Genomic DNA, 24,751 nt, shown 5'->3' on the forward strand with positions numbered 1-24,751 from the left:
TATGACGGGTATTTCAGTTGGTGGAGCGACCTCGTACCATGCTCCGCTGGAAGTGAATGCACCGGCAGCTCTACAGGCGGCAGAGCTGGGTGGTCACACTGTTTCTAAATCCAACGAAACGCGTATTAGCGAAGGCTCGAACAGCACAACGAGCAAGATTTCAGAATTTTTTGAAGGCATGGCAACCAAGCAGATTGTGTGGAGCCAAACCGACGCAGATGCAACGGCAGACCGCCGGCAAGAAGCTGCAAGTTCAGCTGTTTCCGCCGTTTTCTCCAATTTAAAAGACGGCAGGTTAGCTGAGGCTTATCAAAGCTTTACGAAGTTGCACCACGCTGCAGAAAAATTGGAACCCAATAACCCACGTGGGTTTGTTTCAAAACAGCTGCAAAATGCGGCCTCTCAATTTTCGACGCAAGAGCGTGATGCAATTCGCCTGCATGATTTCAAAGGTGATGGTGATCGGCTGGTACGTGGCCATTCTGCCCATGCCGAGCGTGCGCTTCATGTCTTTGAAGGACTTGTGAAAGGCGGCCTCATGTCCGTTGAGGACCTGAGTTCAGAAATCCACTTTATTGATGACATCATGAGTGAAATTCCATCTGCGCTGAGGGGCGTCAAGACAGAACTCACTCTGTAATCTGATCAAACGTGAGAGGAAAGGCAACACAGATTGCCAGGGCATCCTCTCACATTTTAAAGCACTTGGTGTTTGTGGCTTCTTTTCGTGAAGGCTCTGGAAATACCGGGTTTCGCGGTCTGCGGGTAGGAAAAGCAGATCACTTACAAATTAAGGGGCGACAAATGGAAATGGTTGAAAACACACTCAGGCAATTCGGCGAGACGATAGGGTTGCCGGACCTGAAACTGGACACGGAGAATATTTGCTCATTGACGGTTGATGGTGAGATCGAGGTGTTTTTTCAGGTCTTGGATTTCAACGCAAACGTGGTCCGGCTCAACAGCCGTTTGGCAAGCCTGAACAACGTCCCCAAGTCCCTCTACCTGCACCTTCTGGAAGCCAACTATAACGGTATGGGCACGGGACACGCTGCGCTTTCAATCAACCAGCGCAGCTCTGAGGTGCTTTTGACCCAGGCCATTCAGGTCGACAATCTGTCAGTCGAAGAGTTTGCAGAAACCGTCAAACTGTTCGTGAAGTACACCAGTTTCTGGGTGCATGAACTGGTGGAGCTGGCAAAGTTCCCCTCTGATGAGCCTGTGCCTGTACAGGATATGCCAGTCGATAGCTTAAACTCTCAAATGCAGTATCTGATGCCTTAAGTGATGAAGGCGAGATCTCAAAGATCTGGAACCTCGCAAATCGGGTGGGTTTTGTCCGCGCAGACGCCAATAGTGCTTCTAGTCAACCACTGGAGGAAAACATGGAGTTACACGGACAAACGATCATCATCACGGGTGCAAGCAGCGGAATTGGCGCGGCAGCAGCCGAGCTGTTCGTTGATGAAGGCGCTAACGTGGTGCTTGGGGCCAGACGTGAAGCAGAGCTCGCTGCGCTGGCAGACAAGATCACGAAACAAGGCGGTTCAGCCACCTACCTTGCAGGGGATGTGACTGATGAGGCCTATGCTTCCGCATTGGTAGAACATGCGCTCAACACCTACGGTGTGCTGCATGGGGCCTTCAACAATGCTGGCACTGTGGGGAACATGGAGCCAGTCCCAGAGATGGACAGCGCGAACTGGGGAAATGTGCTGCGAACCAACCTCACCAGCGCATTTTATGCGGCCAAAACACAGATTCCGGCTTTGAAGAAACGCACAAAGGGCGCGATTGTGTTCACATCCTCCTTTGTGGGGCACTGCAACAGCGGCATGCCGGGTATGGGGGCTTATGCAGCCAGCAAGGCGGGTCTGGTTGGATTGGTGAAGTCGCTGGCCGCAGACCATGGACCAGATGGCATCCGCATCAACGCGCTGCTCCCCGGCGGTACCAAAACAGCAATGGCAGGGGATGACCCGGAGGGACATGCCTTCATTTCTGGCTTGCATCCACTCAAACGCATGGCAAGCCCGAAAGAGATTGCCCAAGCCGCGCTGTTTCTGCTTTCGGACCGGTCCAGTTTTGTGACAGGAAGTGCGATGACCGCTGACGGTGGTGTTTCAATCCGGCTGGTTTAAATCCATGTGAAACAGAGGGAGGTGCGGCCTCCCTTCTTACCTGCTTGTCAGCAGCTGATGACCTTCCAACTTCAACCCGGCATCAGCAATGCGTTTGTTCCACGCCTTCCGCGTTCCAATGCCTGCGGGCTTTGCAAACAGACCTGCATCTTCGGCGGCCTTTGTTAAAGCGGCATACATTGGGATGTTGGGGGCGTCATCCGGCAGGAGCAGTTCTTTGCGATGGAGGATTGGCGGGTTCTCACGCTTGGAATAGTCGATGGCCTTGCTTGTCTGGGTTGCAAGATCAAACGTGATGGAGTGGAGCAAAGCCGGGAAGCCGGAGGTCTCAAAGTCCTCGTAATGCAGCAGCGAGACTTTGTCCTTGCTGATCTTGCACAGGTTCCATGGGGTGTCTGGATGCTGTGCCACGACCTGAGCCAGCCGTTCAGCGTCCTCCGCAGGGAGTAATTCAACGCCAGAGCGATGTAGATAGAGCCAACCACCAACACGGCGGCCAATTTTCGTGTTTTGAGCCATAGCTCTTCTCTAACCGAAACTGGTTGCACATGCAGTTCAAATTGAGGTGTTAGCGAAACGGAGAGATAAAGAACGCACCACCTTAAAGAATAAGGCGGTGCGCTAGGTGGTTAAGCCTGAAGCAGCTTAACAGCTTCGTCTGTTGTCCAGACCGCGTTTGCGATGAAGCGGAAGTTGGTCAGAGCAGCCAGATAACCATCACCATCCGGAATAATAGCAGCAGCTGTGCCATCACTCACTACTGCAACCTCAAAGCCTTGCTCGATCAACTCGCGCATATGGCTCTCGGTGCAAAGGTTAGCAGACATACCTGCCAGAATAACCTGATCGACACCCTGCTTGCGCAGCTGCAGGGACAGGTCATTGGTGTCGTTGCCGTAGACCTTGTGTGGAGACGTGACGATGGTTTTGCCGTCGTTGATGTATGGCTTGTAAACGTCCAGCCAGTCCGCACCTGATCCTTCAAAGCCATCCACGTTGAGTGCGCCTTTGCGGTCAAACATACCGATGTTGTGCATCAGCTTTTCCAGCGCACCTTCAAACTTCCAGCCGTGGTCGGTTGGGTAGTAGTAGTGAGGAGAAACGGCTACGGTGATGTCCGCTGCTTTTGCAGCTTTGAACAGACGCTCGATGTTGCTGACTGTGTTGTTGCGGGTTACGCTCTCGCCGACAACGCCCCAGGTCACACCATCAGGAGACAGGAAGTCATTCTGAGGGTCGGTCACCACAAGCGCAGCGCGGCTCAGGTCCAGCTTCATGTTGCTTGGAGGCAGAACGGACTTTGCTGGTGGGGCATATGGATCTTTCACTTTGTCCTGCGCTTTGGCGTGCGCTGAACCTGCAATTGCCGCACCGCCAACAGCTGCTGCAGCTGTCAGACCACCGCGCAGAGCATCGCGGCGGCTGAGTGTTTTCTTGTGATCATGATCATTACACATCGTCTGTTCCTTCTCTTGTTCGGTGAAGAGAAGATGGAATAGGCGATGTGCCTTGTGGTCCAAAATTGGTACCTTTTCGTCCTGATATGTATCATTCCATCGATTGGCGGCGTATAGAGATCAGCATGGATATTCATTTTATTCTCGATGAAATGGAGATACAGGCGCATCCGTTTGCTTTGTGTGAGCTGAATGGCGCCTGCGATCTTGATTTGGACAAAGACCCTTTGGCAACGCTGCACTATGTGCTTGCCGGAGAAGGTGAGCTTGTGCTGCCGGGACGCCCTGCCATTCCGGTCAGCAAAGGATCGTTGATCCTTGTACCTGCCCTCAAAAAGCACGTTCTACGTAGCTTCGGGCAGGTTCACGATCCAATCCCCAGCTGCAATCCTGACAAGCTGAAAATGGCACACCTGATCCATAACAGTGACACACAGGACAAAGGCCAGCTCATCGCGATCTGCTCTCGTATCTCGCTCAGCTTGCGGCAGATGGAGAATCTGATTGATCTGGTGCAGGAACCAATTGTCGAAAATCAGGCTGGCGAAGATGCCTGTGAAGCGCCCATCCGACGATTGCTGTTGGAGCTTGCCAATCCCGCGCCCGGAAGCCTCGCCATGGTGCGTGCACTCCTGATGCAATGCATGATCGAACTGATGCGCCGCCGCTTCAACGATCAGCGCGGCGGGTTGGAATGGATGGCTGCGCTACGCGATCCACGTATGTGGCCGGTGCTTCGGCACATCCTCGACACTCCGGGCGAACCGCACTCTGTCGAGAGCCTCGCCTCCCTCGCTGGCATGAGCCGCAGCGGCTTCGCCAAACGCTTTCAGGAAGCGTACGGCAGTGGCCCGATGGAACTTCTGCGAGACGTGCGCATGCGCCGTGCAGCCACTATGCTGCTGGAAACAGACCACCCAATTGAGCGCGTCTCCCACCTCATCGGCTTCCGCAGCCGCAGCGCCTTCTCCCGCGCCTTCGAAGCCGCCATAGGCGTTTCACCTCAGAAGTTTCGTATGGAGCGGAAGGGCTAAATATAAACCGCTGGCACCACCACGTTTGTCAGCCCTGCTGATCGCAGCTCCTCTGCGATGCGTTCCACGTCTGGTTCTTTCATGGTGGGCCAGTTGAGGGCTTCACCTTTGACGCCGTGGTGTTGGAAGGCGTTGAGGCGTAAGGGCGTATCTGTATCCAGTGCACGAACGAAGTTAGCGAGGTCTTCGATTTCCTCATCGCTGTCTGTGCGGCCCGGGATGAGCAGATAGCGCAGTTCGTGCAGCTTTCCGGAGTCAAAGAGCAGCTTAGCGGTGGCCAGAACGCGTTCATTACTGCGGGTGGTGAGCAGGCGATGTAGGGTGTTGTTGAAGGCTTTGATATCAAGCATCACGCCATCGGTTACGGGCAGAACGGTCCTCCACGCAGCTTCGGGCAGGTAGCCGTTGCTATCGATGAAACAGGTGAGGTCCTTCAGCTTCTCATCCGTTTTGATCGCTGTGAACAAAGCGATGATGAACTTCAGCTGCGTTGTAGCTTCCCCGCCTGAAATTGTAATGCCGTTCAGGAATGGTTTGTTCTGGTACAAAAGCGCCAGAACATCATCAACACTGTATTGCGTGACCTTGGGGTTGGCGTTGATGAGGCAGACGTCCAGACACTTATCGCATTGGTCGCAAATGCTCGCGTCGTGCACCACTTTGCCTTGCACGATGGTCAGAGCGCCGGTCGGGCACTCTGGCACGCAGTCGCCGCAATCATTGCACAGCTTCATGGTGTGCGGGTTGTGGCAGGTCGGGCAAGCGAAGTTGCAGCCTTGCAAAAACAGGACAAGCCGGTTGCCCGGCCCGTCCACGCAAGAGAACTTTAAAACCTTACTGACTGTAGCGAGGGGCAAGTTCATGGCTCATCACCCGCGGTGCGCGCTCAAGTATTTTCCCAGTCTCAGCAGCTTCTGCACCCAGCACAGTTGTGTTGATGCGAGACCCACCGCATTCTTTGAACTTCGCAATGTCTGACAAGCGCACCATGTAACCGGTGATGCGCACCAGATCATTGTTGGAGACGTTGGCGGAAAACTCCCGGAAGCCCAGTTGGAAAGCACCTTTCACGAGCTGCTCCAGTGCGGCTGGATTGTTCTCGATGGTCTCGTCCAGTGTTAGAATTTCAGAGACACCGGATGGATAGAACGCATGGTGCTCTGCCAATGCCTGAACGTGCGTGACAGGATCGGGTTCACTGCCATAAGGGATGCGAACACCCGGTGTACAGCCATCGTCATCGCTGAGACCTGCTTGCGAATGCAGCATAGCCTTGCCTTGCCAACAGTTCTCCATTGTGCGTGCTTCAACAGCCTCGAAAAGCACTTTGGAGATGCGATGGCCAAGCTGGTTAGCAATCTCATCATGCCCATATTTGCCGGAGCGACCTTCCTTGGCCTGCAACTCGTCAACGCACTGCGCCATTGCAAAGATGCCGTACATGGCGGTGAAGCGATCGCGGCTGATCCAACCCTCCTTCACAAGGAAGCTTTCAAAGAAACCAGATTTGTTGAAGAGATGGTCAATCCGCGCTTCAGTCAGGCGGAAGTTGAGGTCAATGTATTTCGGCAGAACGTTCTCGAAGAAGTCTGCAGTATCTTTGGATCGCCGCGCTACTTCTCGCAGGTTGATGCGGGTCAGAGTAGACGCGCCACCGCATAGAGGCAGCACGTTGTAACAACTGGCGACACCATAGCCGTAGTCATCAAACAGAGGCTGATGCAGTGGGTTGTTCGCGATGTGTGGTTTGGAACATTCAATGATGCTTTCGCAAGCCTGAGAGAAGATTTGGTCTGAGCTGACTTCAGGATCCCAAATGAAGGTCAGGTTCGGCGCGATTTGCTTCAGCTCTGCATCAATACGCATGATCGTGCGGGCAACGCGGTTGTCGGTTGGCCCCACATTGGCATGCATGAATGCATCCGGCAGCACACGGTCCAGATAGCGCCAGAACAGCTTCAGCTTCTTGTAAAGCTCTTCATCACTGACCTCATCGCAATACGGCAGCAAGAGATTGTCGAGGCGACCAATGAACACCGGCATGTTGGTGACAGACGGCACGTGATGATAAGCAATCATGAGGGAGTTGATAGCTTCATCCAAGGTGGTTGCTGGTTCCAACTCAAGGAAGGTACTCCCCTTTTCCAGAACCACAGAATAGTCGGGCATCACATAGCGCGGCTTGAAGGGTGCATGCCCCTCATACATGTCGCAGATGACACGCTCTTCCAGCGCCTTGGCGGTTTCCTCATCAAGCTCAGGATAAGGCAGAGAGTTTTCCGCCTCCAGCGAGAGATACCGCGCCTTTTGCGCAAAGGAGAGGCCAGGGTCTTCCGTAATGCCCTTAAACCGTTTGAGAAGCTCCGACATGGGTTCGTTCCTTTTTGCTCTTTGGAACAAATCTTAAACCCGGGAGACAGGCGAGGAATTGAACTACCGCAATATCCGATTGGAAAAGAGGGATGGTGCACAAGAGAACCGATATTACCCTTTTTATTCAATCAATGATTGTGTATTCAGCACAAATCAAAAATTAGTATATATGGTTAGGCAAAATGCTCAGGCTTATGTTGGTGATCTGTTCCGTGCTTGTTCTAAGCGCTTGTGCCTCAAGAAATAAGTCGGGGGAGGAACACATAGCTTATCGTATTGATAAAGTGAGTGTCTCTGTTCCTGCTTCCGAATATGGTGAGATAGCACCCCGGATATTGAAAGAGAAGTTTGAAAAAGTTGCTGAAGATAGCTCTGAGTGGGTGCCAGTTGATACTGCTGCCTATGATTTGGCCATTAAAGTTACTGAAATTGAGTATAACCCTCCCGTCGCTGGTCTCTTTGAAATGAGCCAAAGTCGATTGGCTGGCTACATCAAATATGGTCCTGAGGATAAGCCAATTGTTTTCTACTTCAATCTCCCTGCAGATCCCGGGAGAGGGAACTTGGCTGCATATACGACCGAGTTTGGAACTTTTTTTGAGAAAGAGAAAGTCTTTAACCGGTTTGCCGAAAGATTGGTAAAGCGATTTAAGCAAAAAGTTTTTAAAGTCAGATGACTAGCCCAACTTGGCGCCTAAAGAAATTCTTGTTGTTTAGACAATTGACAAACCCGGCTTCAATGAAGCCGGGTTTGTGTTTTTTTGTGTTATGATAAACGCTCTACGCGGTTTCAGAGGCTGGTTTTGGGTCCAGGTCGCTGGCGTCGTGGCGTTCTGGGACTTGCTGGTCCTCATCACCCCATGTGCGGTTTACGCGTTTGCCACGTTTCACGGCAGGGCGCTCTGCGATTTCTTCTGCCCAACGCTTGACGTTTTTGTAATCGTCAACGGAGAGGAATTCGGCTGCGCTGTAGAGCGAACCAAGCACCAGCGCGCCGTACCATGGGAAGATCGCGATGTCTGCGATGGAGTACTCATCACCAGCCATAAAGCGGCGCTCGGCCAGATTGCGGTCCAAAACGTCGAGCTGGCGTTTTGCTTCCATGGCGAAACGGTTGATCGGGTATTCAAACTTCTCTGGCGCATAAGCGTAGAAGTGACCGAAACCACCACCCAGATATGGGGCAGACCCCATTTGCCAGAACAGCCAGTTCATGGCTTCTGTGCGTGCTGCCGGATCTTTCGGAAGGAAGGCGCCGAACTTTTCTGCCAGATACAGCAGGATAGAACCAGATTCGAATACACGGGTTGGTGTCTCGGTGCTGTGATCAACCAGTGCCGGAATCTTGGAGTTCGGGTTTGCGCCAACAAAGCCGCTGGAGAACTGGTCGCCTTCACCAATCTTGATCAGCCATGCATCATACTCAGCTTCGCTGAAACCTGCTGCCAGAAGCTCTTCCAGCATGATGGTGACTTTCACACCATTTGGCGTTGCCAGCGAGTAAAGCTGCAGCGGATGCTTGCCTACCTGCAGGTCTTTGTCATGGGTTGAACCAGCAATAGGACGGTTGATGTTTGCGAACTGGCCGCCGTTTTCCTGTTCCCACACCCAAACCTTTGGTGGGGTATATTCTTGTTTATCACTCATAAAATTGTGGCTCCGTATTGATTATGTGCAAATGGGAACGAGCAGTTTTTCGGGCTGCCTTTTTCATTTCAACAGATGGGTGAATCCTTAACAAAATCAAGTGTGCAATCAAAAACAAGATCTTGGATGTCACTCCTGAGTGCTTAGTCGATATTGAAAGTTCCCTGTGCGCCAGACTAAAAATTGCTTTTTACAAAGCACCTGCCGGAATAATGTTCGCCGCTGACATTACGCTCAGAGATTCCTTTTTTCATTGCTGGACTGATCAAATGACTGTGATACCGACACTTGAAACGGAAAGATTACGCTTAAGGCCGATGACAATTGAAGATTGGCCTGCTTATGAGCAGTTGATGAAGTCCGAACGCGCTGCACATATGGGCGGGCCGCATACAACGGAAAGTGCCTGGGGCATGTTCTGCAATGATGTGGCGCTTTGGACTCTTTCTGGTCATGGAGCATTATCGGTTGATCTGCTAGAAACGGGCGAATGCATCGGCCAGGTTGGTATCAATCGTGGACCATTGTTTCCTGAGTACGAGCTGGGTTGGTATGTTTATGAACACGCCGAAGGAAAAGGGTACGCAATGGAAGCTGCTCTTGCTTTGCGTGGTTGGGCCTTTAACGTTCGCGGGTTAGAAACGTTGGTCAGCTATATCGAACCTGATAATGCAAGATCCATAAAACTAGCGGAGCGGATGGGTGCCTACCACGACACGAATGCGTCTTCTCTCGACCCTGATGATTTAGTCTATCGTCATCCGGTGAAATAAATGGCTTGAAACGGTTCGAACTGAAAAAAACTGAAAAGCACGTCACATCTGAGAGAGCTGTGTCGTCGACCCAGTGAATGCAACAAAACAATCACTGGAGATAACGATGAACGTTCACACCACCATCAATCACTACGAGAGCGGTGCGCAGATCATGGCAGCCCTTCAGGGCGTGGAAGCAACCATCGCTGCGACTGGGTTTGACGAAAAGCTGCACCACCTCATTTTGCTGCGGGCATCGCAGATCAACGGCTGCGGGTTTTGTGTGAAGATGCATACCCGTGATGCTCGCAAAGCTGGTGAAACCAACGAGCGTCTTGACCACCTCATCATCTGGCGCCATTGCGATGACTTTTCTGAAAAAGAGAAGCTGGCATTTGAATGGACCGAAGCACTGACAGAACTCAACAAGGAAGATCAGTTGTCACGTCTTCGCCAGGAGTTGAAAAAGCACTACAGTGATCAGGAAATTTCCACCCTGACGGCGATGATTGGTATGATCAACCTTTGGAACCGGATTGCGATATCGAACCATTGATGATGAACTCAGACAAATCACTTCGTGTATTTGAACAGGCCAGACCCATGTTGATGGGGCTGGCTTATCGTTTGCTGGGCACAACAGCAGAAGCTGAAGATGTGGTGCAGGAAACCTATCTCAGCTGGTCAGCTGCTGCGCAAGACGACATTGCCAACCCTGATGCCTGGCTGACGACGGTTTGTACCCGTAAAGCCCTCGATCAGCTCAAATCAGCACGCAAAAAACGCGAAAATTACGTTGGTATGTGGTTGCCTGAGCCGCTTCACACCACCACACAGGACACACCGGAAGACAGAGTGGAGCTTTCCGAAAGCCTCACAATGGCATTCCTTTTGGTGATGGAGAGCCTTGCTCCAAAAGAGCGGGCTGCGTTTTTGCTGCACGAGGTGTTTTCCTCCAGTTATGAAGACGTTGCAGATATATTGGAGGTTACTCCGGCCAGTTGCCGCAAGCTGGTCTCAAGGGCCAAGGCCAATATTCAGCAGAAATCTCAACGCTTTGTCGCTCCGCCAGAAAAACAGCGGGCGATGGTGAGTGTATTCCAAAGTGCGTTGGAAACCGGAGAAACAGCTGAACTCTCCAAGCTTCTGGCAGCTGACGTCGCGCTTATTTCCGATGGCGGCGGCAAGGTCAGTGCCGTTCCAAAACCACTTGTTGGTCTGGAGCAGGTGCTTGGCTTTATCGAAAAGGCGATCTCCCCAGCCGCGAACAGTGGCAAAGCTTGGGTTGAAGAACTCAACTCCTGCCTGTCTCTCGTCACAGTTGACGGAAGCGGGATCACGACGACTTTCACCTTTGGTTATGATGATAACATGAAAGTCGACGCGATTTATGCGCAGCGAAACCCGGACAAGCTCGCTGCCTTCCATTAAGCAATTGCAGTCCAATCAAAGGCATAGCTTGCAATGTGACAAAGAACCTCCCAAACTATCCGCTGATGTTTGGGAGGGGAACTCATGTCCGTTGAGATGATATTAGCGCTTGTGATTGCGACGACCGCTCTGGTGGCCATCCCAGGCCCCAACGTTGCGCTCATCGCAGCCAATACCATCAGCCATGGCTTCCGCTTTGGAGCAGCTACGGTACTGGGAACAACGCTTGGCGTTGCCATCCAGCTCAGCATTGTGGTGCTTGGATTTTCTGCCCTTTTGGCACTCGTTGCAGATGCCTTCCTGTGGGTGAAATGGGTTGGTGCGGCCTATCTGATCTATCTCGGCATCAAATCCTGGCGAGAGCGGGCGGCTATGTTGGAAAACACTGAAGCCAGTAACATCCCTTTGCGCAAGCTGTTCTGGCAGGGCATGTTGCTTGCTATGATCAACCCGAAAACGCTCGTGTTCAGTGCGGCTTTCCTCCCTCAGTTCGTTGGGGATCAAAGTACGAGTTACGCTCTTGCCCAGCCAGCGTTGATCTACCTTCTCGTTATTCTAGGTGGAGATCTGTGTTGGGCGGCTCTTGCTCGTTCTGCAACACCGTTCTTCAAGAGCATAGGTCATTTGCGACATAAACTCACTGGCACGCTCTTCATTGGTTCTGGCATTGGTCTCGCTCTGGCGCGTATTGAGCGATAGCTTCAAGCTTTTCTGCCTATGGGAATGATCTCGCGTGAGGTAGCGTGGTAAGGTTCACCTGTCCATTCACCGAGCCATGTTTGAGCACATAAGCCAGCTTCTTCAAGGAGCTGGTCGACTTTGTCTTGTGCCGTATATTTAATCTCAGAAGGTGCGCTGAAAATCTCACCAGTCTCAAGCTGCCTGTAAGCATTGATGAAACTGAGCGTTTGAGTGGTCTCGTCATATTCTGAAATGTTCCAGCTCTCAATTGCACCGAGGGCAGGGTGTTGCGTCCGGCTCAGTGTTTCTTCTTTGCGGCGCGTCTTCTTGCCCGGAAAATTTGGGTTGCGGGTATCAAAGATAAACTGACCTTTGGGGCTTAGATGGGCTGCGATCATTTTCAGAGCTGCAAGCTGGTCCTCTTCCGTCAGGAAAAACTGAAAGGAATGTCCTGTCAGGCAGACCAGGTCAAATGTCTCTCCCAGATCAAATGAACGGGCATCTGCCTGTACCCAGCGGACTTGTTCTCCATTGGGGCGCTTGCGTGCAATCTCCAGCATCGCTTCAGCCGGGTCGAGACCAACCACACAGCGACCCTCAGCCAATTGAACGGTAAGCTCTCCCGTACCGCACCCCAGGTCGAGGACAGAGCGTGCCTCGCGTGCAAGCACTTTGCAATATGTGTGATCCGCGCGATCTCGTGGTGTCAGCTCATAAAATTGTGCCAGATCGGGATCAGTGAAAATTGTGCGATGAGTCATTTGAAAATTGCATCCTTGGTCAATTCTTGCAGCATAGAACGTCAAAGCCTTTTGGACAATTCTGCGCTTTGCTTGCTAAAACCGAGGAAGACGTGGCTGTTCAGAGCCTCGGGTTCGCACTAGTCTTATCTCGATGAATCAATACCAGTGTCTCACATTGAGATGCGGGTGAACGTCTGTTGCAATAGTGAAAGGCAGTCTCATGGCAAACCCGCTTTATGATCGTTTGTTTGGGATCCACGCGTCCAAAACAGAGCCGTTTCTGTTCCTTCAAGATGGCACTACTCTTACTTATGCCCAGTTCTTGGCAACAACCGCACAGTTGGCGCACACGCTGGTCGCAAATGGCTTGAACCCGGGCGATCGTGTTGCTGCACAGGTTGAAAAATCATCAGAATCTCTGGCTCTTTATGCCGCTTGCGTTCAGGCTGGTCTCATATTCCTGCCCTTAAACATCGCTTATACCGGTGATGAAATCTCCTATTTTCTCGAGAACAGTGGAGCATCTCTTCTTGCCTGTGATGGCGCAAAGGCAGAGACATTGCAGCCCCTAGCTGATCAGCTAGGTGTCCTCCTCAAAACCTTGAATGGAGACGGTTCCGGGTCTTTGATGGCAGAAGCCAAAACTCACCCAACTGCTTTTGAGACTGTAGAACGAGATCTGCAGGATCTGGCAGCGTTTCTTTACACATCAGGCACAACAGGCCGCTCCAAAGGCGCGATGCTGACACAGGACAATTTGCTGTCCAACGCAGATGTTCTGGTTGATTACTGGCGCTTCACAAAAAATGATGTTCTGCTACATGCGCTGCCGATCTTTCATACGCATGGCCTGTTTGTAGCAACCAATGTTATCCTTGCTGTTGGTGGCTCTATGATCTTCCTGCCAAAGTTCAATCAGGATGCCATCGTGCAGTTTCTGCCGCAGGCCACTTCCATGATGGGGGTGCCAACGTTCTATACCCGTTTGTTGGGTGATGAGCGTTTTACCAAGGAGCTGACAGAGCATATGCGCCTGTTCACCTCCGGCAGTGCACCATTACTGGCTGAAACTCATCGCCAGTTTGAAGAACGTACGGGACACCGCATTTTGGAACGTTACGGCATGACTGAGACCAACATGAGCACGTCGAACCCGTACGATGGAGAGCGACGCGCAGGCACTGTTGGCTTTCCGCTTCCCGGCGTTGAACTCAAGATCACCAATCCTGAAACGGGTGCTGAACTGCCCCAGGACAGCATCGGCGTCATTGAAGTTCGTGGTCGCAACGTGTTCAAAGGCTACTGGCAGATGCCAGAGAAGACAGCTGCCGAACTGCGAGAAGATGGTTTCTTTATCACCGGTGATATGGGAAAGGTGGATATGGATGGTTATGTTCACATTGTTGGACGCAACAAAGACCTCATCATTTCAGGCGGCTTCAATATCTACCCAAAAGAGATTGAACTCCTGTTGGATGAGCAACCGGGTGTTCATGAAAGTGCTGTGATCGGTATACCCCATGCTGACTTCGGTGAAGCCCCGCTTGGATTAATTGTTGCCGAAAAGGGTGAGACCCCTGACCTCGAGCAGATCATGACCACCGTCAAAAAACACCTCGCCCGCTTCAAACACCCCCAAAAACTCTTAATCATCAACGAACTCCCCCGCAACACCATGGGCAAAGTCCAAAAAAACATCCTGCGTGATAAGTATGGTGAAGCTGTGTAGGTAGAGCTGTTTTAAGTCTACCGCCGTAACAACCTGAAAGGCTTACAACGCTTTAAGAGAGTTTATGAGTTTCTTGAGATATTTGGCGGGAGAGAGATAGCGTGTTTCTCCAAATACGCTTTAGTCTTTTTTTCTCGCTCTCCTGGTCCCGTTGCCGAAGTTATGAAGCAGTCTAATTTTTTGCAAAATAAATGAGCCAGTATTGCATACATTCTGCCCCTTGCAGGTGCGATGTGGTAAAAGCGTTATGAGTCCTGGGGACTACATTATGCGCACAAGGCCATGACTATGACCCATCAATATTCTGGTAAATCTGCCCCAAGTTCATATTTACACCTCGTAAGAGACCAATTGCAGAAGCGATTTTCTTGGAAGAAGACAGCATCATCTTACGCCCTTTTTCAGCGTGAAAAATAAAAATAATGCATGATGTTATGTTACCAGCAATACCTCCGAGTATCCGGCCTATAGCTTTTGGGGCTGCTTTTTTAAAAGCTTTTTGTGGGCCCAGTCTTTTACGTGAAATGTAGGCTTGTGCGCTTGCTACGGAATATGCTCTGCGCACTTGATAGGAGAAGGAAAGCCGAGCCAGCGGTGTTACTTCTCGTGTGATAGCTGTAGGTACCCAGATGATTGTCGCGCCACGATCTGTTGCCCGGTAGAAAAAATCAATGTCTGTTCCTCCGCTAAAACGCATTGTCTCGTCAAAGTTTAAGCCTTTAACGGCATTTACAGAAAACAGAACATTGTCCGTGCCAGCGGTCTCCATCCGGGTGCCTAGCGTTCTTTTGTTACGAGGGCGGTGGAATGCCCACGGTGCGTTAAGATCTTCTGGGGTGGATTGTGTCCAACCATGATAAACGTCTGCGGGCCATAGTTTCATGGCCTGTGCCATTTCAATCAACCATTGAGCGTCAATGACTTCGTCATCATCTACAAATGCGATCCAATCAGGTTCCAAGTTGCGTGCGGTTTGTATGGCAGTGTTGCGCGCAAACGGGATCCCCGGTTCAGGCTCGTGAACATAAGTTAGAGGATATTCTGAGGCCCTTTGTACATCTTCCTGACCTAGAACAGGCATGGGTTTACTATTGTTATCACACACAACAAGGGAGATCTCAAAACTCGGATGCTTAACGAGCTGATTTATAGATGATAAACAATTGATCAGCATGTTTTTACGTGCGCGCGTACATACTGCAATCACAAGTTTCTGGGAGTTTGACACGAAAAATTCCGACTAAATTAAAGGAGTAACATTCTTAATGTTGAACGTTCTGCTTTTTTTCGAGCATTTTCAGGATGCGGGAGAAACGGGAGAATGACTGGGTTGCTGCGAAGGCAAAGCCCTTCCAGCCAGCGAAAATAAAGCGTCGCACGAACAGGTACTTGAACATTTCAACCGGCAGCTCGGTCACCAACCGAAGGCGTAACAACCAAACAGGCTTTTGCTTCTGTGTTTCTGCCGCAAGCTCAGAGGTGTAGTTCAACTTGCTCAACGCATGAGCCCAGGTGCGGAACGAGTAATGGTACTGGCGATTATGCAGAGTTCCCATCTTGTAGCCGTCATCAAGCTGCATCCGATCGTAGGATGGGTCAAGTTTTATACGAGCATGTTTAAGGTTATAAAGGCGGGGAACTTTTCTGAAATCAGCAAAGAGGCGCGGTTTGCTGTCGCCAGGAAGAACCATAGTGTTGCGGACCAGATAACAGGCACACTCCGGTTCTCCAGCCGCAAACATCTGTGTCAATTCTTGTCGCAGCTCAGGTGTTACAACTTCATCTGCGTCAATATAAAACACCCAGTCAAAGCTGCACTGCGTCTCTCCAAAGCTTCGCTGTGGTCCGAACCCTTTCCAAGGGTTGTAAACCACCTTTGCGCCATGAGATTTTGCAATGGCCACAGTGTCATCAGTGGAACCTGAATCGATTACGATAATTTCTTGCCCAAGTTCTTTGACGCTTTCCAGTGTTCTTCCAATTCGGTCAGCTTCATTAAAGCAACGAATTAGGATAGAAATCGGTGGCAATACCTGTGACATCTGCGGGGCCATATTTACTAGTTACGCTTCAGCTGTAATTAAGGGTTCACGTGGATTTAATCAAGCCTGCTGCATAAGGTATGAGTGCGGCAAAAAAAGGAAACGAGACTTGAAACAAGTAAATACAGCGCTCGGAGCCGACAAAGATGTCACTTCTTGTATCACCAGTTGTGGGCGGCTTGATTTGTTATCGCGCACACTGGACAGTTTCATGCCAGCCCATCAAGGGGATTTTGCCAAGTCTATAATTATTGATGATGCAAACACACAGGAAGTCCAAGAGTGGGTGGCTTCCAATTATCCTGAAACGGAAGTTCTACTTAACCAACCTCAACTTGGGCAAATGAAGTCTATTGATAAAATGTATGCCCACGTCAATACACCATTCATATTTCACGGTGAAGACGATTGGTTGTTTGAGAGGGGGAGTACTGTTCAGACTTGTAAGAAAATTATGGATGCAGAGCCAAAAGTCAGCGTTGTTTGTGTTCGCAAACTTAGTGACTTACAGCAACGGTTTCAGGACAACTGCATTAAGAAAGAAATTGACGGCGTACAATACGCTCTCATGCCGACTGATATTCATCCTGAGTGGTTGAGTTTCTCATTTAATCCGGGGCTTGTAAGAAAGAGCTTGTGGGATAAATACGGACCTTATGACCAGTATGGAACGGAAGAGCGCATTTCTATGGTCATGAAGAAAGATGGCTGGATGGTTGCTTTCCTTAATCCTGGTGCATGCCATCATATTGGCGGTGAAGCTCATGTTGATGATCCTTTCCAACCAAAACGCGCGAACACCATTGCCTCACGCTTAAAACGGTCAATTCGCAAACGTTGGTATCGGTTTCTGCGCAAATTTGGGTATGACGTATAAAAAAGCGTTTTAAGAAGTAACAGGTGAAGTTCACGGTTTCTGACTTTCTGGGTCGAGTGACACAACCTGTGCAAATGGCTTCCTCATTTATACTCGCTGCATCAAATCAATCTTCTCTAAGCTTGTTCTCAAAACGTGATTGTATCATGCTTCCTTGCGGATCGCTTCGTTGCCTAAATGGGTGTAAAGTTGATGAGCTCTAGTGTTTTGGGCAATGACTGTGATGAGGGCAGTAGTATAGCCAGCGTTGTGGGTTTTTCTTCGAGGGTCTGGAGCAGCATTGTGGCGGTGCCTTTGCCTTCGAAGGGAGGAGCGATCCAGAAGTCGGTGATACGATTATCGTTGAACTCTCTTGCATAAAAATTTGCAATATTATCACCGAGTTGGACAACCAAGATGTGTTTAATACTGGTATGAACGAAAAACAAAAAGGGGTATTGGCTTCCACGTCCCGAGCTATACGAGTAGGGAGGAGCGGCTTTATACTTTGTCGCCAGGCGTCCAATCCGATTGCAGCCAGCTGATCAACCTCAACGGTTATGGCTCGACGTATGGTGATAGCTATGGAAGGCTTCTGAGTAAGTACCATGGGAACCGTAAAAAGGTTCTGGAACTTGCTTATTTTGCGCGTTCGAAGCTTTGGAAGCCTTTGCAGGCTGGTGGGCTTGGGGCGTTGGGTTGGCTGAGTTCGCTACAGGTCTTTTTTGTGACTGAGGATACGCAGGCAATCGCTTTTCTTTTCTGGGTGTTCGTTGTCGCCGCACTGGTGAAATCTGCTTTGATCAGCGCACAGGCCTGATTGACGCTGTTGTTGATGGCGGTTGCTGTCGGGGTTTGTTTTGAAGACGCGTTGATACCCATTTGCTGGAATGCGCAGGTTTTTAGTTTCTCGCACATATTAGCAATGGCGGAGTTAAGATTGGCGTTCATCCCGGCGGAAGTGAGGCTGGATGAGGCAATGAGAAATAAAACTGCCAGGCTGAGGCTTTTCATGGGACACTCAGATTTGTATTGGTCACATAAGCATTGTGAGTTGCTGCCATGACCAATACAAGCACCAAGATCTATGGGCTTTACCTTCAGCGTTCGAACATCTTTGCGCTTCTATTGTTCCGAAATTCTGCCCTGCTTGCCCGTCCTTGCAAGTCAGGTCGATCGACTTATTTCAGGATAGAAACCTTACCGCGCAGAATATCGAAGAACATCACAAAGTCACCAAGCAGGCTATACAATGGAAACTTGAACGTGGCTGGCTTGTTCTTTTCAAAGAAAAAATGCCCAATCCACGCAAAGCCGTAGCCAACGACTGGAACTGCGAGCAGTAAAGCCCAAAGACCGAACGTGATGATGTAAGTGAGAAGTGTAAGCACCAGCGCTGTTCCAATAAAATGCAATCGGCGACTGACGACATTCCCATGTTCTGCCAGATAAAATGGATAGAACTCTTTGAAACTGCCAAATTGCTGGTTATGGCTATTATTGGCTTCACTCATTGCATTATCCCCCCTTGATTTGCCGGTAGTACGTTAGCATTACTCCGGCTTGACGCGTGATGAACAGTCTTGCGCGTTCTCCCAATCCTGCCCCTTTTTCCGGAAGAAGCATAGACCTGACCAAATTGCGCATGGCGCGGGCGTGTTCGCGATAGCGCTGTGTTGGGTTCAAGTCCTTCGCGCGCTTCTCCATGCTGATGCTCGTATGGTTTTGCCCGCGCACCAGGAGCGCGGATTGGTTATCAGCACTCACATTGCTCTTTGCAGCCACATACCGGATTGCAAAGCCAATGCGGCGATCATTGGTGGTGTTTGCATCAGACCCATGCACCAGTTTGAAATGATGTAGCGACATTTCACCGGGCTTCAGTTCCATATAGATCTGGTTTTCCGGTTCCAGCTCTTCCTCCGGGATTTCCTGTCCGCGGGTGAGGAGGTTGTCTTTAGCGTAGGTGTTGACTTGCGTGCGGATGGTTTTGTGACTACCCGGCTCCACCTTCATCACGCCTGATTGGGCGGTGGCCGGACTTAATGCGACCCATGCGGTGACCACATCATCAGCATCCACCCCCCAGTAAGCAGCGTCCTGATGCATGGAAACGTAGGATTTGCTGCCTGCTTCTTTGGTGAACAGGTTGGTCATCAGACATAGGATATCCGGGCCGATCAGTTGCTCGACTGCATCAAGAATAACGGGATGATGGACGAGTTCATCTGCCCAGTCATACAGAAGGTACGACTTGTTGCACTGTGCTTTGTCCATGGGATGTCCCTGAAGCTTCTCAATAGCCTCAAGTTCTGCGCGCATACGGATGGCATCGTCTTTTTCGAGCACTTTGATTGGACACAGGAAGCCATCCTTCTGGTAGGTTCCTGTATCTATTGAGTTGGCGGTATCTATCAGTGTCATGCTGAAACCATCCTTGAAATGAGCGTTGCGAAGGTTGCAACGAGACCGATTGAGACTGCGCCAAGTAAAATTGAAAGAGCAGGTATGCGTTCGCGTGTTCCCGTTTGTGGGTCGAGCCGTGTAAACAGCATTGCGTAAAGATTGCCAGACATGAATGCCCAGGCACAAAGCATAAGAGCGACACCCACTGCGCTTTCAAAAATCAAAGCAGAAAAGATAAGTAAGCTGCATGCAAGATAGTCATCGATAGATAACGGCCAATATTTATCGGTTCTTATCAAAATGAGTGTTTCGCCGACACTGAGTATAACGGCGAGAACCACTGCATAAATTGGCAGATAAGTTTGAAACTCCCCCAAAGTTCTCCCTCCTGAATATATGGAAACAGCGTTACCGAGTTTTGTTGGTGTGTCAAGTTAATTGATCTTGATCAAATCTGGAGTGTTTTTCGGTACATGTTCAAACAAGGCGGCTAGGAGACACTAAAAAAACGGATACAATGGTGGAAATTGGGGGAGCCAATCGGAATGACCGTGGATGTAGACCGCAGAACAATAAAGCCGGAAGCACTTGAAACACTTCGCAGAACCATTCTGGAGATCTTCTCCTCCGGGATGTATCAGGATGTGGGGATACGGCAGATCTGCCAGGAGGCGCGGGTGAGTCCGCAAACAGTCTACAAGTACTTTGGCAATAAAGAAGAGATGCTCTACGCATGCATCAAAGGGGATCTTGAAAACCTCTATGCAGAAGCGATGCAAGCAGCGCGTTCTGCTGATAACACGGTCGATAAATGCCTCGTGTTCCTGGATATCTGGTGCGAGTTTTATTTCGCCAATCCAAGCATAGCGCGCATTGTATTTCTGAATATCCCGCAAGCTTATTGGTTAGGGCAAACCCAGTTCACACACGTCGCATTGCATGATGAAACCACCCGTACAATAGCACATGGCCAAAGCGAAGGTTTAGTCTGGGATGAGACATCTGCCGAATTGTTGGGGCAGGCGATTATGGGTATGGCGCACAGGCTGCTGACCCGCTGGCTGATGACAGAAAATGCGGACAGCGCGGAAACGAAACAAGCGCTGGCGAAGAGCATCAGAAAGCTGTTGCAGCCTTAAAATGCGGAGCAGGGGGCTAGTCCAGTTCAATATCTGAAGCATGGGCTATCAGCCGTTTAAGGCTGTGCATACCTTCATCGACTGATTTTTGAGCCTGAATCGCTTTGCCGTTTTCAATATGGCTTGCTGCGTTGTTGAAGTGGCTTTTCACGTTCTCCGCTTCTTTTTCATAGGCGTCAAAGCTTTGTTTGGCGTCTTCGTCTGACTGGCTTATGAGCTTAAGGTCTTTGTGGCGATCAAGCCAGGATTTGGCATCGCCTTGCAGCTGAACAAGTTGCCTCTCAACCCACTCAACCTGTTCTTTTGCCTTATGGGTCAGGCTGTAAAGCTGGAAGCGGATTTTCCGGAGTGGCAGAACCTTTTCTTCGGCATCTTCAACCTTGCCAGAAATCAGATCTGATTGAGCTGATGTAAGCAATGTCTTCAGTGACTTGCATTCAGCTTCATACTGGTGTGCATTTGGCAAACTGGCTTTGATGAAGGGAAGCCGTTCATAGGCTTGTTCCAATGCACGGCGCAGGTTTTGTATCTTTTTGTGCGTTGGGATTGGTTTGCCTTTTTCGATGGGCTCATCTGTTTGGTCATCTGCCGCAGTCGCATTGCTAAACCATAGCTGTTGCATCTGAAACAAGGCGCCTTCGTTGTCGAGCAATATGGCTGTCGCACCCTGATAATCACCACGGCCTAAAGCCTGCTCTCCTTTTGGCGTCGCAGCAGCAACCTGCTCAAAAGAAGCTGTAAACTGTGCAAGTACATCGGGAGTGTGTTCCAGTTCTGATGAGCGTTTGTTTAAGGCGGTGGCATCGGCAAGGGTTTTGTCCAACCGCTGTTGCGCATCTTCCCGGTTCCTATCAATCTGCTCCTTGGCGTCATCATAGGCTTTGACGAAGGCTTCCTTCTTGCCTGCAATCTTACCCAACATGAACTTCAGGCCCGGATAGCTATGATCGGAAATCGCCTTTTGCATGCGCAGGAGTGGCAGATTTGCGATGCGGTGAGCCTTGTCGAAGTCAGCCGTATCAACGCCCCATTGCGTTAGCTCATCGCGGTGCTTGTAAGTGTCTTCAACGGTGTTTTGGTAGGCCTCAACAGCAGGCATCTCCTTGGCAATCATCGCATCCGCGTGCTTGCATCCCTGCTGCAGAATCTTCTTTCCTTCGCCAATATGATACTGAACTTTATCCAGCAATGTTTTGAGTAGGCTGATGGTTCCGGCATCTGGGCGCTGCTGGCCGGAAAAGTTCTTATTGAACTGTTTGAAAGTGTTGCTGATCTTGTCGACTTGCACCTTGAAGGCTTCGATATGCTCCTTGGTGACCAGCTGCTTACGAGCCTGTGCATCCAGCTTCTGGGCGTTCGTGGCCAGTGTTTGATACCTGTTGGAGAGCTGAGTGATCTCGGCCTTGAACTGTTCTGCCGCTTGCGCTGCCTGCTGCTGATGTGCAGCCGTGCTGTCCTTGGAAACCAGCACGCGTGATCGCCGCGCTGCGGGCCGTCCCGGATTCACTTCATTGGGACGATTGCTGTGTTCGGTAGTATCCGAATGCCTCTCGTCCAGCTGCACCTCATCCACATTCTTTAAATTCAAGTGCTTAAGGACCTGCTCAGTCCATTTTTCCTGCTCGGGGGTGAGGTCTGACTTCGGCATCGAGATGCTCCAATCGAATGCACATATTTTTGGTTCTTGCTTACCTATAAGACCAAAATACTGAGCAATCTTAAGGGAGATGACGTGAATTGCGTCGTTGAGTTAATCGAAGATTGAAGGAGGCAAAATATTTTATAGCAATTTGCAGAGAAGAGAGGTGAGGCGCGCGCTGAGCTTCGGAGTGCCTGAAAATGTGATGGTCGTCACAGAACTGTGGCTCGCGCACATAATTTACAGCTTGCGTCTGGTATGTACACTCACTGGTTCCTAGTTTAAGCAGCGAGAAACGGGCAAGGCGAGCAGGCTAGGTTCTTCAAACTCGCAACTAAGAGATTGCAAAAAAGAATGATTAAGAAGATCGCGGGTGGCGTGCTGGGTGTTGTGGTGATCGGAGTTGGTGCGATTTACGCCAGCGCCTATACGAACATGGGGCAAAAGCCGAATGATGAGCACAAAGCGCAGCTGACGCAATCCAACCAATGGGGTGAGGATAGTTTTGCAAACGAGCTGCCGATGGTGCGTGGCCCGCTAAGTGAGATTTTCCGTCAGTTTGTTCTGGAGTCGACCGACCACAACAGGCCGCAGCAAGACATTCCTGTCGAGACGATTGGTGACCGCCTCAACAAACCACCGGAATCCGGCGCTCGCGTTACATGGTTCGGACATTCCACGCTTTTTGTTGAGATGGATGAAACGCGTATTCTGATCGATCCGGTTTGGAGCAAACGCGCTTCGCCTTTGCCATGGGCAGGCGTTGAGCGCTTCTATGATCCCGTAATTGCATTGGAAGAACTCCCTGAGCTTGATGCCGTTGTGATCTCTCATGACCATTATGACCACCTGGATATGGAAACGGTTCAGAGACTGGCTCAACAGCAGGTTCAATGGATCGTTCCACTCGGAGTTGGGTCTCATCTGGAATATTGGGGTGTTTCCAAGTCCAGCATTACTGAACTCGATTGGTGGCAATCAATGCAAATTGAGGAGACGACGGTTACGGCCACCCCATCACGACATAGGTCAGGCCGCTCCGTCACCTTTAGTGATGTGAATGCAACTCTTTGGGCTGGTTGGGCCTTTAATGGGCCAGAGCATTCAGTGTACTACTCCGGCGATACTGGCATGCATGATCGTTTTGAGGAGATTGGCGACCGCCTTGGTCCGTTTGATCTGACCGTGATTGAAACAGGGGCTTACAATCCGCTCTGGAAAGACACCCATTTAGGACCAGAGCAGGCCGTTTTGGTGCACAAACTGGTGAAGGGCAAAACAATGCTCCCGGTCCATTGGGGTCTGTTTGATCTATCCTCTCACAACTGGACGGAGCCTGTGGAACGCGTCAAGGTTGCCGCAGAAAAATACGGGGTGGATGTCGCCATACCGCTGCCGGGTGGTTCTGTTGAGCCGGGACAGGTTATCTCTACAAAAGCCTGGTGGCCCAAAGTGCCTTGGAAAAACGCCGAGGAACGTCCGATCTGGGCAACGCAGGTGGAAGATGCGGTAAAGCGCGCCAAGGAGATGAAGGACAATCCCCCTCAAAACGTAGCAACACCCTCCAGCTAACGGGTGGACGACAGGGAGAGCCGTTGAACTCAGCTCTCCTTCACATCTTTAATAAACTGCAAGGACACGACCTGGTCCGCCGGTTCCACCTTTGAACTTTGGGGCTCCAGCGATGATTGTTGCCCCTGCCAATGGCACCTGATCCAGATTGGTCAGGTTCTCGATGCCATAGCGCCCAGACCCCAGCCACAGATAGTGCACGGGAAAGTCTTTTGTTGGCCCGTAATCGATGGAGAGCGTGTCCACACCAAGTCCGTAAACACTGCGCTCGTTGATTAAGAACTTCGCCGTATCCTCATGGAAACCGGGGAAGTGGAGAACGCCCTTGCTGTCTTCCCCGCGGTATTTATCGGTGCCCACATATTGCGGCCAGCCAGAGAGCATTGCGACACAGGCCCTGTCCGGGATACGCCCATGCTGCTGTTCGTACTTCAGAATATCTTCTGGCATGACACGGTAATCAGGATTATCCGCCGCTTGATCACGCACATCAATCACCGCTAACGGGCAGACGAACTTCTCAACCGGAATTTCATCAATTGATTGCCCGTCTTTGCTGAAATGGATCGGAGCGTCGAAATGAGTTCCCACATGTTCGTGATAGTGGAGAGTCTTCAAATTCAATCCGTCTTTAGCAAAGGTATATTCGTAGCTCTCTTCAAATGAAGGACCACCCTCAAACGTCGGGAAATCAGGCGTCAGTGTCTGGGTGAGGTCAATCACGTTTGAAAACGAAACAGTCTCCGGTAGAACATTTGCCGTTGCCGCCAAAGCAGATGCACTCAGCACAGCCCCACCCGCCACCGAGGCCACTGCCCCACACATAAACCCTCTCCGGGACAACCGCTCCCTCACCATCCGCACAACACACGCATCACACATATCCGTTCCTCTGTGGTTCAGCTCTAAAGCGTATGTGAGAAGGGTTAAGGAGAGCAATACGCTAGGGGATGTACCCGGAAGGACGTGGAGCGAAAGGGCCAAATGTTTCTGTTCATTAGTTTATGAATGAAGAAAGTGAAACTTGCAGAAACCGCAAATTCTATGGCGAAAAAATGGTGTGAAATGTAACAATAAGAGGGGCTGGTGCTGGTGAGGGAAGTTGA

Annotated in this window: 27 protein-coding genes; 13 read left to right on the forward strand and 14 right to left on the reverse strand. The window is 50.6% G+C overall.

Going from position 1 to position 24,751, the window contains the following annotated elements; genetic code table 11:
• The first annotated feature begins 1 nt into the window (after nucleotide 1).
• The 3 genes from PsAD5_RS21145 (at nucleotide 2) to PsAD5_RS21155 (ending at nucleotide 2,141) form a co-directional block, all read left to right on the forward strand.
• Nucleotides 2-640, forward strand: coding sequence for a hypothetical protein (locus PsAD5_RS21145; RefSeq protein WP_063293545.1), 639 nt, complete (start codon nucleotides 2-4; stop codon nucleotides 638-640).
• 164 nt (nucleotides 641-804) lie between these two features.
• On the forward strand, nucleotides 805-1,284 hold the full coding sequence (locus PsAD5_RS21150) for a type III secretion system chaperone (protein WP_063293546.1): 480 nt from the start codon (nucleotides 805-807) through the stop codon (nucleotides 1,282-1,284).
• Nucleotides 1,285-1,385: 101 nt separating this feature from the next.
• Nucleotides 1,386-2,141: an SDR family oxidoreductase gene (locus tag PsAD5_RS21155; protein WP_063293547.1), complete on the forward strand. Its 756-nt coding sequence runs from the start codon at nucleotides 1,386-1,388 to the stop codon at nucleotides 2,139-2,141.
• Nucleotides 2,142-2,177: 36 nt separating this feature from the next.
• On the opposite strand, the gene PsAD5_RS21160 is transcribed toward PsAD5_RS21155, so the two are convergent.
• Nucleotides 2,178-2,660: a hypothetical protein gene (locus tag PsAD5_RS21160; protein ID WP_063293548.1), complete on the reverse strand. Its 483-nt coding sequence runs from the start codon at nucleotides 2,658-2,660 to the stop codon at nucleotides 2,178-2,180.
• 110 nt (nucleotides 2,661-2,770) lie between these two features.
• Nucleotides 2,771-3,598 (reverse strand): cysteine hydrolase, encoded by an 828-nt coding sequence (locus tag PsAD5_RS21165; RefSeq protein WP_057460872.1) that lies wholly within the window; start codon nucleotides 3,596-3,598, stop codon nucleotides 2,771-2,773.
• 125 nt (nucleotides 3,599-3,723) lie between these two features.
• Between PsAD5_RS21165 and PsAD5_RS21170 the strand changes: the two genes are divergently transcribed.
• Complete coding sequence (locus tag PsAD5_RS21170) at nucleotides 3,724-4,632, forward strand: helix-turn-helix domain-containing protein (RefSeq protein WP_108819721.1); 909 nt, start codon at nucleotides 3,724-3,726, stop codon at nucleotides 4,630-4,632.
• Here PsAD5_RS21170 and PsAD5_RS21175 read toward each other — a convergent pair.
• Together PsAD5_RS21175 and PsAD5_RS21180 are read right to left on the reverse strand one after the other, a co-directional pair.
• Nucleotides 4,629-5,495 carry a YjjW family glycine radical enzyme activase gene (locus tag PsAD5_RS21175; RefSeq protein ID WP_063293549.1) on the reverse strand — a complete coding sequence of 289 codons (867 nt, stop codon included), beginning with the start codon at nucleotides 5,493-5,495 and terminating at the stop codon, nucleotides 4,629-4,631. The two genes, PsAD5_RS21170 and PsAD5_RS21175, sit on opposite strands and share 4 nt — an antisense overlap.
• Nucleotides 5,467-7,002 carry a YjjI family glycine radical enzyme gene (locus PsAD5_RS21180; RefSeq protein WP_063293550.1) on the reverse strand — a complete coding sequence of 512 codons (1,536 nt, stop codon included), beginning with the start codon at nucleotides 7,000-7,002 and terminating at the stop codon, nucleotides 5,467-5,469. The genes PsAD5_RS21175 and PsAD5_RS21180 overlap by 29 nt, the downstream gene beginning before the upstream one ends.
• A gap of 215 nt (nucleotides 7,003-7,217) precedes the next feature.
• On the opposite strand from PsAD5_RS21180, the gene PsAD5_RS21185 reads away from it, so the two are divergent.
• Complete coding sequence (locus PsAD5_RS21185) at nucleotides 7,218-7,682, forward strand: hypothetical protein (RefSeq protein WP_153041410.1); 465 nt, start codon at nucleotides 7,218-7,220, stop codon at nucleotides 7,680-7,682.
• 103 nt (nucleotides 7,683-7,785) lie between these two features.
• Here PsAD5_RS21185 and yghU read toward each other — a convergent pair whose 3' ends face one another.
• Nucleotides 7,786-8,652 carry a glutathione-dependent disulfide-bond oxidoreductase gene (gene yghU / locus PsAD5_RS21190; protein WP_063293552.1) on the reverse strand — a complete coding sequence of 289 codons (867 nt, stop codon included), beginning with the start codon at nucleotides 8,650-8,652 and terminating at the stop codon, nucleotides 7,786-7,788.
• A gap of 269 nt (nucleotides 8,653-8,921) precedes the next feature.
• Here yghU and PsAD5_RS21195 point away from each other — a divergent pair, with 269 nt between their 5' ends.
• From PsAD5_RS21195 to PsAD5_RS21210, 4 genes are all read left to right on the forward strand, one after another.
• On the forward strand, nucleotides 8,922-9,425 hold the full coding sequence (locus PsAD5_RS21195) for a GNAT family N-acetyltransferase (protein WP_084406020.1): 504 nt from the start codon (nucleotides 8,922-8,924) through the stop codon (nucleotides 9,423-9,425).
• Nucleotides 9,426-9,531: 106 nt separating this feature from the next.
• The gene (locus tag PsAD5_RS21200; protein ID WP_063293554.1) at nucleotides 9,532-9,963 is read left to right on the forward strand and encodes a carboxymuconolactone decarboxylase family protein; all 432 of its coding nucleotides are present in this window, start codon (nucleotides 9,532-9,534) and stop codon (nucleotides 9,961-9,963) included.
• Nucleotides 9,963-10,838 (forward strand): RNA polymerase sigma factor SigJ, encoded by an 876-nt coding sequence (gene sigJ / locus PsAD5_RS21205; protein ID WP_208988727.1) that lies wholly within the window; start codon nucleotides 9,963-9,965, stop codon nucleotides 10,836-10,838. The genes PsAD5_RS21200 and sigJ overlap by 1 nt, the downstream gene beginning before the upstream one ends.
• An 84-nt stretch (nucleotides 10,839-10,922) precedes the next feature.
• Nucleotides 10,923-11,537, forward strand: a complete 615-nt coding sequence (locus tag PsAD5_RS21210) for a LysE family translocator (protein ID WP_063293555.1) — start codon at nucleotides 10,923-10,925, stop codon at nucleotides 11,535-11,537.
• 2 nt (nucleotides 11,538-11,539) lie between these two features.
• Here the strand turns inward: PsAD5_RS21210 and PsAD5_RS21215 are convergent, their stop codons facing one another.
• Entirely contained in the window at nucleotides 11,540-12,280 is a 741-nt protein-coding gene (locus tag PsAD5_RS21215) for a class I SAM-dependent methyltransferase (RefSeq protein ID WP_063293556.1), read from the reverse strand.
• Between the two features lie 202 nt (nucleotides 12,281-12,482).
• Between PsAD5_RS21215 and PsAD5_RS21220 the strand changes: the two genes are divergently transcribed.
• A complete protein-coding gene (locus PsAD5_RS21220; RefSeq protein ID WP_063293557.1) occupies nucleotides 12,483-13,991 on the forward strand; it encodes a malonate--CoA ligase in 1,509 nt (502 codons plus the stop codon).
• A 286-nt stretch (nucleotides 13,992-14,277) separates the two neighbouring features.
• Here PsAD5_RS21220 and PsAD5_RS21225 read toward each other — a convergent pair whose 3' ends face one another.
• Complete coding sequence (locus tag PsAD5_RS21225; protein WP_084404397.1) at nucleotides 14,278-15,219, reverse strand: glycosyltransferase family 2 protein; 942 nt, start codon at nucleotides 15,217-15,219, stop codon at nucleotides 14,278-14,280.
• Nucleotides 15,220-15,253: 34 nt separating this feature from the next.
• Entirely contained in the window at nucleotides 15,254-16,033 is a 780-nt protein-coding gene (locus tag PsAD5_RS21230) for a glycosyltransferase family 2 protein (RefSeq protein WP_063287714.1), read from the reverse strand.
• A 109-nt stretch (nucleotides 16,034-16,142) separates the two neighbouring features.
• On the opposite strand from PsAD5_RS21230, the gene PsAD5_RS21235 reads away from it, so the two are divergent.
• A complete protein-coding gene (locus tag PsAD5_RS21235; RefSeq protein WP_063287480.1) occupies nucleotides 16,143-16,910 on the forward strand; it encodes a glycosyltransferase family 2 protein in 768 nt (255 codons plus the stop codon).
• Nucleotides 16,911-17,528: 618 nt separating this feature from the next.
• On the opposite strand, the gene PsAD5_RS21245 is transcribed toward PsAD5_RS21235, so the two are convergent.
• The 4 genes from PsAD5_RS21245 to PsAD5_RS21260 form a co-directional block, all read right to left on the reverse strand.
• Nucleotides 17,529-17,903 carry a hypothetical protein gene (locus PsAD5_RS21245; RefSeq protein WP_063293559.1) on the reverse strand — a complete coding sequence of 125 codons (375 nt, stop codon included), beginning with the start codon at nucleotides 17,901-17,903 and terminating at the stop codon, nucleotides 17,529-17,531.
• Between the two features lie 167 nt (nucleotides 17,904-18,070).
• Nucleotides 18,071-18,403 carry a DUF962 domain-containing protein gene (locus PsAD5_RS21250; RefSeq protein WP_063293560.1) on the reverse strand — a complete coding sequence of 111 codons (333 nt, stop codon included), beginning with the start codon at nucleotides 18,401-18,403 and terminating at the stop codon, nucleotides 18,071-18,073.
• 4 nt (nucleotides 18,404-18,407) lie between these two features.
• Entirely contained in the window at nucleotides 18,408-19,313 is a 906-nt protein-coding gene (locus tag PsAD5_RS21255) for a phytanoyl-CoA dioxygenase family protein (RefSeq protein ID WP_063293561.1), read from the reverse strand.
• A complete protein-coding gene (locus PsAD5_RS21260) occupies nucleotides 19,310-19,672 on the reverse strand; it encodes a hypothetical protein (RefSeq protein ID WP_063293562.1) in 363 nt (120 codons plus the stop codon). The genes PsAD5_RS21255 and PsAD5_RS21260 overlap by 4 nt, the downstream gene beginning before the upstream one ends.
• Before the next feature lie 168 nt (nucleotides 19,673-19,840).
• Between PsAD5_RS21260 and PsAD5_RS21265 the strand changes: the two genes are divergently transcribed.
• On the forward strand, nucleotides 19,841-20,434 hold the full coding sequence (locus tag PsAD5_RS21265; protein WP_063293563.1) for a TetR/AcrR family transcriptional regulator: 594 nt from the start codon (nucleotides 19,841-19,843) through the stop codon (nucleotides 20,432-20,434).
• Nucleotides 20,435-20,450: 16 nt separating this feature from the next.
• Here PsAD5_RS21265 and PsAD5_RS21270 read toward each other — a convergent pair whose 3' ends face one another.
• Nucleotides 20,451-22,082: a hypothetical protein gene (locus PsAD5_RS21270; RefSeq protein WP_063293564.1), complete on the reverse strand. Its 1,632-nt coding sequence runs from the start codon at nucleotides 22,080-22,082 to the stop codon at nucleotides 20,451-20,453.
• Between the two features lie 345 nt (nucleotides 22,083-22,427).
• Between PsAD5_RS21270 and PsAD5_RS21275 the strand changes: the two genes are divergently transcribed.
• Entirely contained in the window at nucleotides 22,428-23,645 is a 1,218-nt protein-coding gene (locus PsAD5_RS21275; RefSeq protein WP_063293565.1) for an MBL fold metallo-hydrolase, read from the forward strand.
• 48 nt (nucleotides 23,646-23,693) lie between these two features.
• Here the strand turns inward: PsAD5_RS21275 and PsAD5_RS21280 are convergent, their stop codons facing one another.
• Entirely contained in the window at nucleotides 23,694-24,470 is a 777-nt protein-coding gene (locus PsAD5_RS21280) for a cyclase family protein (RefSeq protein WP_244272107.1), read from the reverse strand.
• Between the last annotated feature and the right edge of the window lie 281 nt (nucleotides 24,471-24,751).

Source organism: Pseudovibrio sp. Ad5 (assembly GCF_001623095.1).
In the GTDB taxonomy this organism is placed as follows: domain Bacteria; phylum Pseudomonadota; class Alphaproteobacteria; order Rhizobiales; family Stappiaceae; genus Pseudovibrio.